The 13,029-nt window shown below is 33.3% G+C and carries 10 protein-coding genes; 8 read left to right on the top strand and 2 right to left on the bottom strand.

All coding sequences use genetic code 11. From position 1 onward, the window contains the following. Positions 1-2 precede the first annotated feature (2 nt). Positions 3-1,037 carry a ferrochelatase gene (hemH, locus tag AC2H4K_RS08205; RefSeq protein ID WP_281140633.1) on the bottom strand — a complete coding sequence of 345 codons (1,035 nt, stop codon included), beginning with the start codon at positions 1,035-1,037 and terminating at the stop codon, positions 3-5. A gap of 220 nt (positions 1,038-1,257) precedes the next feature. On the opposite strand from hemH, the gene AC2H4K_RS08200 reads away from it, so the two are divergent. Next, positions 1,258-4,782: a TraB/GumN family protein gene (locus AC2H4K_RS08200; RefSeq protein WP_281140634.1), complete on the top strand. Its 3,525-nt coding sequence runs from the start codon at positions 1,258-1,260 to the stop codon at positions 4,780-4,782. A 5-nt stretch (positions 4,783-4,787) separates the two neighbouring features. Here the strand turns inward: AC2H4K_RS08200 and AC2H4K_RS08195 are convergent, their stop codons facing one another. Next, positions 4,788-5,687, bottom strand: a complete 900-nt coding sequence (locus AC2H4K_RS08195) for an AraC family transcriptional regulator (RefSeq protein WP_281140635.1) — start codon at positions 5,685-5,687, stop codon at positions 4,788-4,790. 201 nt (positions 5,688-5,888) lie between these two features. On the opposite strand from AC2H4K_RS08195, the gene hemA reads away from it, so the two are divergent. The 7 genes from hemA (at position 5,889) to AC2H4K_RS08160 (ending at position 13,015) form a co-directional block, all read left to right on the top strand. Beyond that, entirely contained in the window at positions 5,889-7,139 is a 1,251-nt protein-coding gene (hemA, locus tag AC2H4K_RS08190; RefSeq protein ID WP_281140636.1) for a glutamyl-tRNA reductase, read from the top strand. Beyond that, a complete protein-coding gene (gene hemC / locus AC2H4K_RS08185) occupies positions 7,132-8,706 on the top strand; it encodes a hydroxymethylbilane synthase (RefSeq protein ID WP_281140637.1) in 1,575 nt (524 codons plus the stop codon). Before hemA ends, hemC begins: the two co-directional genes overlap by 8 nt. 71 nt (positions 8,707-8,777) lie before the next feature. Continuing rightward, a complete protein-coding gene (gene hemE / locus AC2H4K_RS08180; protein ID WP_281140638.1) occupies positions 8,778-9,803 on the top strand; it encodes a uroporphyrinogen decarboxylase in 1,026 nt (341 codons plus the stop codon). A 58-nt stretch (positions 9,804-9,861) separates the two neighbouring features. Beyond that, positions 9,862-10,629, top strand: coding sequence for an EI24 domain-containing protein (locus AC2H4K_RS08175; RefSeq protein WP_281140639.1), 768 nt, complete (start codon positions 9,862-9,864; stop codon positions 10,627-10,629). After that, positions 10,629-11,165, top strand: a complete 537-nt coding sequence (locus AC2H4K_RS08170) for a GNAT family N-acetyltransferase (RefSeq protein ID WP_281140640.1) — start codon at positions 10,629-10,631, stop codon at positions 11,163-11,165. The genes AC2H4K_RS08175 and AC2H4K_RS08170 overlap by 1 nt, the downstream gene beginning before the upstream one ends. A gap of 3 nt (positions 11,166-11,168) precedes the next feature. Then, entirely contained in the window at positions 11,169-12,071 is a 903-nt protein-coding gene (hemF, locus tag AC2H4K_RS08165; protein ID WP_281140641.1) for an oxygen-dependent coproporphyrinogen oxidase, read from the top strand. A gap of 14 nt (positions 12,072-12,085) precedes the next feature. Next, complete coding sequence (locus tag AC2H4K_RS08160) at positions 12,086-13,015, top strand: DUF4421 family protein (RefSeq protein ID WP_493743041.1); 930 nt, start codon at positions 12,086-12,088, stop codon at positions 13,013-13,015. Positions 13,016-13,029 lie beyond the last annotated feature (14 nt).

Here is a 13,029-nt window from a genome sequence, read left to right as displayed (position 1 = left end):
AATTACAATGTCTTTTCTGTCGTTGCCCACTCTTCTATCATATTCACCAAAACTTGAGCAAAATCTTCACGATCATTTAAACATGGAATTACTGTGAATTCTTTTCCTCCGACCTCATGGAAAATTTCTTCTCCTTCCATCGCAATTTCTTCTAAAGTTTCTAAACAATCACTTACAAAAGCAGGCGTAACTATAGCCATTTTCTTTATACCTTCTTTCCCCATTCGCTCTATGGTTCTATCTGTGTAAGGCTTTAACCATGGATCGAATCCTAATCTAGATTGAAATGTAGTTGAATATGTGCCGTTTTTAAGACCAAGTGTTTTTGCAACATTAACGGTGGTAATTTCACATTGATGACGATAACAGAACTCGTGCTGAGGACTGCCCATTTTAAAACAACATTTACCATTCATTTTACAATTTCCATTAGAAATGTCGCTTTTTCGAATGTGTCGTTCTGGTACACCATGATAACTAAACAAAATATGGTCGTAGTATAAGCCTTCTAACTTTTCCTTTATACTTTGAGAAAGTACCTCAACATAATCTTTACGATTATAAAATGCTGGTGTTCTAGTTATCTTTACTTGCGGAAAATGCTTAGCCACCAACTCATCAACCAAAACATCTATAGTCTCAGTCGTTGCCATTGCAAACTGAGGATACAACGGCACCGTTTTTATCTCAGTACAACCTTTGTCAACTAGTTCTTGTAAGCCTTTTTTAATTGACATACTTCCGTAGCGCATGGCTAAAGCAACTGGATATTCTACTTTTTCCTGCACTTTTTCTTGTAAGCGTTCAGAGATTACAATTAAAGGCGAACCTTCTTCCCACCAAATTTTTTGATAGGCTTTGGCCGACGCTTTTGGTCTTGTATTAAGAATTATCCCTTTTACCAAAAGTGTTCTTGCCCATAATGGAACATCGATAACACGTTCATCCATTAAAAATTCCCCAAGATATTTTTTTACATCCTTTGGTTTTGGACTATCTGGAGACCCTAAATTAACTAGTAGTATGCCTTTTTTCATAGTTTTTAATTGCAGTACAAAAATACAACACTAATCGTAATACTAAATATTTGTTAGTATTGGTTTTCTTTATTGCTATATAATAAAATATATCTGTACTTTGTTAGTTTAATGTTTTGGATAAACATCTAAACTATTTGTTTTTTATCGAGTTTTATATAATGAATACGGCTATTTCAAGGATTTAAATATCTTTACATGCTATGATTCTGTTTTACAAATGAAAAAATTTATTTCTGCCCTTATATTCTTATTTTCAATAACCTGTATTGCCCAACAGAAATATCAAAGTTTACTTTGGGAGATTTCTGGTAATGGTCTTGAAAAACCGTCTTACCTCTATGGTACCATGCACGTTAGCAAAAAAGTTGCCTTTCGCTTAGATGATGTTTTTTATAAAGCATTAGAAGAAAGTGATTGTATTGCTTTAGAATCTGACCCAACCACATGGCCAGGTTTTAACTATGATATGATGGTTAGCGAAATGGCTTACTACAACAACTATAGAACAGAATTTTACACTAATCTTTTTAAGCTAACGCATCCTGAAGAAATGGCTGTTAGAGGTTCTGTAAGAATGGATAATAATGCTGTAAATGCTTATCTATATCGTAAAAACAACGCCTCTGATAATTTTGAAGAAGAAACCTATCTTGATATGTTTATTTTCCAAGCTGGAAAAAAGAACAATAAAGAAATTTATGCGCTTGAAGATTTAGCCGAGTCTAGATATCTAACAACCAAGGCGGCTTATAATTCAGATAAAAAAGATTTAGATCCTTGGATTCAAAAATTATTTTCTAAAGAAAACCCTTATCTCATTCAAGAGAACCTTTACAGAGATAGAAATCTAGATTTATTAGATTCTATTGGTGCAGGTGTAAATACGGAATTCTATAGAGAAAATATGCTTTACATTAGAAATGAAAACATGGTTAATTCACTTCAAAAGTTGATGCCGAAAAAATCTGTTTTTGCAGGTGTAGGTGCAGCACATTTACCAGGTGAAAAGGGCATGATTAATATGCTTCGTGAAAGAGGTTATAAAGTAAAAGCTTTAACGTCTGAGCAAACAGATTTCAGTAAAACAGAAAAGACAAAACTAGACAGTCTTTTTGTAGCTCCTGAGCTTAAGCTAAATGCCACTCCTGATGGATTTCTAAAAATGAAAACCTATGATGAGTTACGCGAATTTTCATACGGGGGACAGAAATATTATTTAGATCCAGATATGACCAATGGTGCTTATCTCACCTTAAATAGAATTAGTCGTTTTGTGTATTTGCCAAATGAAAAGGATAATATGACTTTGGAAGATATTGACAATTTTCTTTATGAAGATATTCCTGGTGATATTATTAAAAAAGAGCAACTAACAGACCCTTACCCAGGCATCAGTATTGTAAACAAAACCAAGAAAGGTGAGTTTCAGAAGTATCATATTTATCAGACTCCTTTAGAGATCATCATTATAAAATTTGCTGGTCGAAGCGATTTTGTTTTACAACATGAAGACAAAATATTCAATTCTATAACGCTAAAAACGCCTTCAAATTCTAACCAATTATTTGTATCTCCTCATAAGAAGTTTCAAGTAGATTTTCCTGAATATTACATCACAGCTAATATGGAAAATAGTGGTAAAAAAATATTAGAAGGTTATAAAAACGATGCCTATTATTTTATAGAAGAAGCGGCACTTCAAGATTTAGCGTATATAGAGGAAGATAGTTTTGAGGCTAAATATTTTCATCATGCCTTGTACAAAAATCACAAGCTTAGTGAAGCTAAAGGTGGCTTCAAAGCAGGTGGTTATAAAACTTATGAATCGCAAGCTGTTTTAGATTCTACTTCAAATAAAAACTTACATCTCAAAACTATTGTTAAGGATGGTAGCTATTATTTATTGGGCTATGTTGGTACAGATACCGGTGAAAAAGATGCCTTTTTTAAGTCGTTTAAATTCAATAAAACTGATTATAAAGATTTTGAAAAGGTTATAGATACCTCATTACATTTTTCTGTTAGAACTAATGGAAAATCACCTATACCTAATCCTTATAATGGTGGTTATAACAATGGTAAAAATGATAAAGACTATCAAGAAAAAACCAAGCAAACATCATATTCTACTAATGCGAATGAGCAAATTTCTATTTCTAGAACCAAGTTTCATGATTTGCAGATGTATCATAATGTTGATAGCTTATGGAGCGATGTAGACAAAAAGGTGAACTACACCACACGTTACTATTCACCAGACAAGAAATTCAAAATTTCAAATCGTCTTAAATCTAGAAAAGACAAGGTTTATTCCTATAGTTTTAGTTACACAGATTCCTTGAGTGCTAAGCAAGTTTTGGTGAAAAATATTCTTAAAGAAGGTGTACTTTTTGAGCTTAAAACCCTTATTGATTCTATAAGCGGCCCATCTTCATTTGTGACTGAGTTTTACGAATCCTTTACACCAATAGACACTTTGATGGGCAAGGACGTTCTTCAAGATAAAACCAAACAATTTTTTGAAGCTTTGAGAGCTAACGATAGTATTGTTTTAGAATCTTACAATCTCATTAAGTTTAAGAAGCATAATAGCAAAGACATTGTTGCGGTGCTTAAGGACTTTGAATTCGAAAAAGAGCGTTTAGACATCAAATCGCATTTAGTTGAAGAGTTGATTGAAATTGATTTAAAAGACAATCTAAAATTTATAAAACAACTCTATTACGATAGCTATTCTGACCCTCAAACACAAACTGCTATTTTGGAAGGTTTGTTAGAATCTAACAATAAAGATTCTTATGATTTGGCTTTAGAATTAATGGATCGCGATTTACCACTAAATGGAGTTGGAAGTATTTTCTATAATTATTACGGTAGAGATTCTTTAGAACTTAAAGCGTCTTTATTTCCAAAAATACTGCAATACAGCACCATTCAAGAATACAAACAACCTTTGTATAATTTATTAGCTAAGGTAAAAGACAGTGGCTATGTAAAGCTTAAAACGTATTCTAAATACAAAAATCAGATTATAAACGACGGTAAGACTGAAGTGAAGCGTAATCTTGGTAACAACTCTAGTTATGGTTATAATTCATATTCCAATGATTTAGCAACCTATGTAAAGTTGATTTTTCCTTATAGAAATGATCGTAATGCAAAAGATTTCTTCGAGAAATTACTTAATGTTGATGATAAATCTGCTCTTGTAGATTACTATGTTCTACTCGCTAAACACAAAGAAGCTATTCCTGCGAAACTAAAAGAAAAAATCCTTGATGACGAAGAGAATCAATATTTGTTATTAGAGGAATTAGACGATGCTAAACTTCTTAGCAAAATGAATTCATTAGACATAGACCAACAACAATTTGCTAAGTCTAAGTTACTATCTAATGCACGTTATGAAAAGGAAACAGACTCTATAAATTTCTTATTTAAAAGAGATTTTGTAACTGATAAAGGTAAAAATGCCGTTATGTATTTCTTCAAAATTGATAAGGAAGATGAATACTCTGGCAAGTCTGAAAACCTTCATTATATTTCTTTTATAAAACCAAAGAATCCTAAAGAATTAGTAGTAGATTTCTACAACAAATCTAGCAACTACGGTACTGAAGTAGATAAAACTAAAGAGTTAGAAGAACAGATTACCGAAATTATAAATCTAGCTATTTACAAAGATCGTAAACGTGTGACGCCTAGCGCTCGAGGTGGTTATAATGGGTATTATGATTATTAGAGGTTTTAACTCGTCGCCTGAATATACTTCTTAGGCGTTGTACCAAACTTCTTTTTAAACGCAGCAATAAAATGGCTAGAGGTGCTGTAGCCTACTTTTAGGCCTACTTCGTTAACATTGTTTTCACCAGATTCCAAAAGTTTGCGTGCCACTTCCATCTTATAATCAAATAAGAAGCTGTAAACCGTATCACCATAAATTTGTTTAAAACCTTCTTTAAGTTTTTTAAGGCTTAGCTCAATAGTATCTGCCAACTCTTGCAAACTTGGTGGCTCTGCCATATTAGCAATGATGATATCCTTTGCCCTTTTCAATTTGGCCACATTAACCTCATCCACCAAAAATGGACATTGCTCAATGTTTGCATCTTCACTTCTATTAAAAAACAAACTCAAAAGTTCATAAGCTTTTCCTTTGTAATAAAGTTGCTTAATAGAGCTATTGAGATTAAAGCTTATTAACTGATTGAGTACCACAGCCATTGATGGTGATATTTTTCCATCCTTGTAATATTTCTTATCTCTATTATCATCAGATAAAAAAGTAACATAATCTGCATCTTCAGAAAACAAACCATGAAATTTTTTAATTGAAATTACCAAAGAAGCTAGCCAAGAATGTGGTTGTAATTGTAAGTGAATTGGTAAATCGCGTTGTGGATTATACAATAAAAGTGAGGTTTCCTCTTTTATATTTAAGGTATATCTTCCTTCATTAAAGACAAAATCTGCTGAACCTTTGGTACAAAAATGAAATTGAATATATGAGCTATCAATCTCACGTTCAAGAATTTCAACATCATCATTATCATTTTTATGTGTTAAGATAAAAAACCCTTCTTCTAAAAACGTTTCATCAAAAGTTCCTTTAGCGACACTTTTTGACAGTACTTTTTCTGTTTTCATTTCAATGTTATTTAGATTCGTTCTAAACAAAAGCGTGAAAAACCCCTTGTTTTACTACAAAAATATGACAAATATCATGTTATATTAAAAAAACACCTCAAAAAACCACTAACGACACTTTAAGTTCTTCTAGCGTTATTTTTTTGTCATTAACAAAATTACATTTGCCTTGTTAATTTCCTTAGTCAGGTAAACGAGCGAATGCAACAACATAGAAAAACATACTTTTACGCTATAGGTCTTAGCTATAAAAAAGCTGATGCCGAAATTCGTGGTCACTTTAGTGTAAGTGAAACTGCAAAACAAAATGTTTTGTTACAAGCTAAAGACAATGGCCTTGAAAGTATTTTAGTAATTTCTACCTGTAACCGCACAGAACTTTATGGCTTTGCAGAACACCCTTACCAGTTGATTCACTTACTTTGTGAAAACACAAAAGGTACTGTTGAAGAATTTCAAGATGTGGCTTACGTATACAAAAACAAAGAAGCCATCAATCACATGTTTAGAGTTGGCTCTGGTTTAGACAGTCAAATTCTTGGTGATTTTGAGATTATTAGCCAATTAAAATTTGCTGCAAGAGCCTCGAAGAAAGAAAGCTTATTAAATTCGTTTACCGAGCGTCTTGTAAATTCTGTAATTCAGGCTAGCAAACGCATCAAGAACGAAACCGAACTCTCTTCTGGTGCAACTTCTGTTTCTTTTGCTTCCGTACAGTACATCATGAATAATGTAGAAAACATTTCTGAAAAGAATATTTTACTCTTCGGTACAGGGAAAATAGGAAGAAACACTTGCGAAAATTTAGTAAAACACACTAAAAATCCGCATATCACACTTATCAATAGAACAAAAGATAAAGCTGAGGAAGTCGCTGGAAAATTCAATGTCTTAGTAAAAGATTTTGAAAATCTAGAAGAAGAAGTTAACAACTCTGATATTGTTATCGTAGCTACAGGAGCTCAAAATCCAACACTTTACAAGTCGCTTATCAATACCGAAAAGCCTCTTTTAGTTTTAGACCTTTCTATTCCTAAAAACGTGAATAGCAACGTCACTGAGCTAAATAATGTATCTTTGATACACATGGATGATTTAGCAAAAATTACGGATGACACTCTTGAAAAACGTAAAGCATTTATTCCTGATGCTGAAGCTATTATTGAAGATATAACAAACGACTTTAACGCTTGGCTGAACACACTAAAGTTTGTACCTACAATCCAAGCTATAAAACATAAATTGACGGATTTAAAAAATTCTGAAATCAATACCCAACGTAAAAAACTAGCAGATTTTAATGAAGATCAAGTTGAGTTGGTTACGAACAATATCATTCAGAAAATAACCAATCAATTTGCACATCATCTTAGAGAAGATGGTAATACTTCAGATGAAAGTATTGAACTTATCAAAAAAATTTTCCAGTTAGAAACCACTGAAAATGTCTAAAATTATTCGCATTGGCACACGCGACAGTGAGCTCGCTTTGTGGCAAGCAAAAACCGTTCAAGCACAACTTGAAAAACTAGGTCATAAAACTGTATTAGTTCCTGTAAAATCTACTGGAGATTTAGTACTCAACAAACCTTTATACGAACTTGGTATTACAGGAGTTTTTACAAAAACTCTTGATATTGCTATGCTCAATGAAGAAATTGATATTGCAGTACATTCGCTTAAAGACGTTCCTACTCTTTTACCAAAAGGCATTGTACAAGCTGCCGTTATAAAACGCGGTAATGTTAGTGATACCTTGGTTTTTAAAAACAATGAAGAATTTTTATCGGCTAGAGAAGGTGTTATCGCTACAGGTAGTTTAAGACGAAGAGCGCAATGGCTTAACCGCTACCCAACACACACTGTTGTTGGTTTACGTGGTAATGTTAATTCTCGATTGGAAAAACTAGAAAATAGCGACTGGAACGGAGCCATTTTTGCTGCTGCTGGCATTGGAAGACTAAATATTAGACCTGAAAATTCGATAAATCTTCAATGGATGATTCCTGCTCCAGCCCAAGGTGCAGTAATGATTACAGCTTTAGAAAGAGACGAAGATATAAGACAAATCTGTGCTGAAATCAATCATGAAGAAACTGAAATTTGTACTTCCATAGAACGCGAATTTTTAAATCGTCTTGAAGGTGGTTGTACAGCGCCAATCGGTGCTTTGGCTTTAATTAAGAATGACGAAATCAATTTCAAAGGTATTCTTTTAAGTAAAGATGGTACTAAGAAAATTGAAGTCGTAAAAACCGCACCACTCGGTAAGCATAATGATATTGCAAAATTCTGTGCAGAATATGTTATTGAAAAAGGTGGAAAAACTCTGATTGATCAATTGCAACGTAGCGATAAACAAACCAATATTTATTCTACTAAAAAGTTAACGGACGATCAGATGTTACTTTTTCATAATGATGTTGTAGCAGAAAGTAATGATGCTATTAAAATTAGCTTGAACCGTATTCCGAAAACGGTTGTTAGAAAAGAAATTCAGAACGTTATTATTACCAGCAAAAATGCTGTTGAAGCTTTGCTACATAACTTTTCGGCAGTAGAGTTGCAATTCAAAAACATCTATTGTGTTGGCCGAAGAACAAAACGTATGGTTGAAAAGCGTATTGGAAAAGTTAAGCATACAGAAGCTAACGCAAAAAAGTTAGCCAACTATTTAGTAGATTATATTGAAGGAACAGAAGTCACCTATTTTTGTAGTGACCTAAGATTGGATGATTTACCTAATATTCTTTCAGAAAATAACCTTACGGTTAATGAAGTGGAAGCTTACCAAACCAAGTTTGATAGTTTAAGCGTTCCTGAAACCGTAGATGGAGTGATGTTTTACAGTCCTTCTACAGTACAAAGTTATAGAAAACAAAATGTAGCTAAAGGCATCGCTTTTTGTATTGGCGAAACCACTGCAAAAGAAGCTAGCAAACACTTTAAAGACGTACGTATTGCTAAAGTGCCAACAGTAGAAAGCGTGATTGAGTTGGTTAATGAAAATTATTTGTAATTAGTTTTTAGTCTTTAGTTGTTGGCAGTATAGAGCCACAACTATCCACTAAAAACTACACACTAAACACTATGATTAAAAACGATTTATTTTTAAGAGCATTAAAAGGAGAAACCGTAGAACGTCCACCAGTATGGATGATGCGCCAAGCAGGTCGTTACCTTCCAGAATTCATGGAAATAAAAGCCAAATACGATTTCTTTACACGTTGCCAAACCCCAGAGTTAGCAAGTGAAATTACCGTACAACCCATACGTCGTTACGGTATGGATGCAGCCATTTTGTTTAGTGATATTTTAGTGATTCCTCAAGCGATGAATATTGAGGTACAAATGAAACCTAATTTTGGTCCGTATTTACCAAATCCAATACGTACACAACAAGATGTAGATAATGTCATCGTACCAGATGTTACAGAAGCATTAGACTACGTATATCAAGCCATAAAAGTAACAAAAGAAAAGCTTAATGATGACATTCCGTTAATAGGTTTTGCAGGTTCACCATGGACAATCTTATGTTACTGTGTTCAAGGGCAAGGCAGTAAAAACTTTGACAAAGCGAAAAAATTCTGCTTTACTAACCCTATTGCGGCACATCAAATGCTTCAAAAAATTACAGATACAACCATTGCTTACTTAAAAGAAAAAGTAAAAGCAGGTTGTAACGCTGCACAAGTGTTTGATTCTTGGGGAGGTATGTTATCTCCTGAAGATTATCAAGAATTCTCATGGCAATACATTCAGCAAATAATTGATGCCTTAAAAGACGAAGCTCCTGTAATTGCCTTTGGTAAAGGTTGTTGGTTTGCATTAGATGTTATGGCAAAATCTGGTGCATCTGCTTTGGGTGTAGACTGGACATGTTCTCCTAAAAACGCACGTTATTTAACTGGAGGAAACATTACTTTACAAGGTAATTTTGATCCGACGCGTTTATATTCTTCACCTGCAAAAATCAAAGCCATGGTGACGCAAATGATAAACGAATTTGGTAAAGACAAATACATTGTAAATCTGGGTCATGGTATTTTACCAGACATTCCATTAGAAAATGCCAAAGCATTTATTGATGCCGTTAAAGAATACTCAGCATAATATTGTAACTTAACAAGCTGTTCAGCGTCTTTTAAGATGTTCAACCAAAACAACTTGTATGATCAATAACATATTAAAAGGGCTTCAAGCTTATTCTGGTGCATTAAGTTTAATCTCTAAACTTAAGCTTTGGAAGTATTTTGCTATTCCGATTGTCATTAGTGTATTAACCGCATTTTCAATTCTGTTGTCTTCCTATGGATTGTCAGATAATATTGGTCGATTTATAGCAAAAATCTGGTTTTGGGAATGGGGAAAAGAAACCTTTACATCAATTTCAACATTTATTGGAGCGATTATCATTATTGCCATTGGACTTATCCTTTATAAGCACATTATAATGGCATTATCTGCTCCGTTTATGAGTCCTGTTTCAGAAAAAATTGAAGCACATCTTACGGGAGTGCAAAAGCATCAGCATCGTAAAACCTCTTTTCAAGAACAGTTATGGAGAGGTATTAGAATCAATGCTAGAAACCTTATCAGAGAACTTCTAATTACACTTCCTATTTTATTGTTGAAATTTATTCCAGTCGTAAATATTTTCTCTACCATTCTACTCTTTCTAGTTCAGGCTTACTATGCTGGTTTTGGTAATATGGATTATACTTTAGAACGTCATTTTAAATACAGAGAGAGTATTCAGTTTGTTAGAAAATACAGAGGTATTGCTATAGGAAATGGTATTGTTTTTATACTGTTTTTATTAGTTCCTGTTATAGGAGTTATTCTGGTTTTGCCAATGAGTGTAACAGCATCTTCTTTAAATACGGTTAAACTTTTAAAGGATGAAAAGCTAATATCTAACAGTAATTTACCTGTGTAATGATTGCTCAGTTCGATGGTTTTGAAATTAATTCTATTCACAATGGTGACGCTTGGAAAATCTGTGATTTTACCATTACTAATAATGATAGATTAAAACGCTATTTCCCAAAAACGCTTGAGCAAAATCAAAACCCAACCTTATCCCAATTATTTGTTGAAAATAAGGTTAGACAATTTGAAAGAAAAGAGGAGTTTCTATTCACTGTAAAACAAAGTGAAACCAGAAATCTAGTAGGACTGATTTACATTAAAGAAATTGACTGGGATAAAAAACAAGGTGAATTTGCTTATTGTATAGATTATAATTTTAAGGGAAAAGAAATTATAAGCAAAGCTGTTGAATTGTTATTAGACTATGCGAGTAAAGAGCTAGGCTTGAAAGCTTTTCAAATTATTGCTCATAAAGACAACTTATCAAGCATTAAAGTCGCTTTGAATAATAGTTTTGAATGGCAAAAAACTCTTAAGAATGAATTTACTCCTATCGGTGAAAAACCTTTGGATATGGAGTTATATGAATTATATAAAAGTTAGATTTTGAAAGACAAATTTTACAACTACATACAACAATTACAAGACACCATCACTTCTAAACTTGAAGCTATTGATGGCAAAGCAAAATTTCAAGAAGATCTTTGGAAGCGTCCAGAAGGTGGCGGAGGAAGAACTCGTGTTATAGAAAACGGCAATGTGTTTGAAAAAGGTGGTGTTAATATTTCTGGTGTACATGGCAAATTACCAGATAGCATGCAGAAGTATTTTGGTGTAGAAGATGCTGATTTTTTTGCCTGTGGATTAAGCCTTGTTATCCATCCTAAAAGTCCAATGGTACCAACAGTACACGCCAATTGGCGCTATTTTGAAATGTATGACCAAGATGGTAATATTGTAGATCAATGGTTTGGTGGTGGACAAGATTTAACGCCTTACTATTTGTTTGAAGAAGATGCTAAACACTTTCATCAAACCTGTAAAACGGCTTGCGATAAGCACAACACCAACTTCTACCCAAAATATAAAGCGCGTTGCGATGAGTACTTCCATAATACGCACCGTAATGAAGCTCGAGGCATAGGTGGCTTGTTTTTCGATTATTGTAAAGCAAGTGATGTTATGACCATGGAAAACTGGTACTATTTCGTTACCGAAGTTGGTGATAGTTTCTTAGAAGCATACGTACCTATTGTTGAAAAACGCAAAGATTTAGACTATACTCAGGAACAACGCGATTGGCAAGAAATAAGACGTGGCCGTTATGTAGAATTCAATTTAGTACACGATAAAGGCACGCTATTCGGACTTAAAACCAACGGGCGAATAGAGAGTATTTTAATGAGTTTGCCACCACACGTGCAATGGGTTTACGACCATCATCCTGAAAAAGGAAGCGACGAAGAAAAATTGATTGATGTTTTACAAAATCCTAGAGAGTGGGTTTAATATTCAAAATAGTGATGCTGTTTCTCTTTTGTGGATTCTTACACTCACAACAAGACAGTCTAACTACGAATGAATATATAACAACTTTCCCTAACAAAATATCAACACGAATTTCATTAGTAAACACTTCCAATAGTTTTATTATAAATGATGTTGCAAATAATGCCAAATACGAACTAAAACCAAATGTAAGGGAGTATTTGGGGTTTTCTGTTCTCTTTAGAAGTATTGAAATAGATTATGGTTTTTCTCCTAAATTTTTCAATGCTAATAAAGACAATGATAACTCCAGACTTTTCAACCTAAATATTAGGACATTTTTAGGTCAGTGGATGCAAACTATTGACCTGTATAACCAAAAAGGCTTTTACTTTTCATCAAACAATCAAAGAGTCAATCTCAGCGGTGTAAAAACTTTCAAAATAGGAGGATCGACTTCATATATTTTTAATAAGAATTTTTCGTTTAGAGCTATAGGTTTTCAGAATGAATGGCAAACCAAAAGTGCTGGTAGTTTTGTCCCATCTATATATTACTATTATACAAAATACCATTTAACCTTAGAAGATATTGATGAAAAAGCATCTTCATTTGACATTGCTGTCGGACCTTCTTACTATTATAACTTTTGTTTGACTAAAAATTTTCTTTTCTCCCTTGGTGCTCATGCTGGTGTGGGTTTAAATCATAGTTCAAATCTGGGAGAAGGAGATTTCACTTCTATTTTATATGATTTTTCTGGGAGAGCAGTAGTCGGTTATAACTCTGATACTTTTTTTGCAGGAATAAACTCAAATATCATCTTACTTGAACATAAGATTGATGCCTCAACAGTACAAGATGATACGATTCCTTTTTTGGAATTCTACATAGGTTACCGTTTTAATGCTCCTAAAAAATGGATTAAACTTGCTGATGATTTCAATAAAAAATATGGATTATAAAACATCCAAAAGAC

Source organism: Winogradskyella sp. 266wxhm (assembly GCF_058964685.1).
The sequence above is the reverse complement of the archived record's forward strand: the minus strand, read 5'-3'. Positions and strand labels throughout refer to the sequence as shown.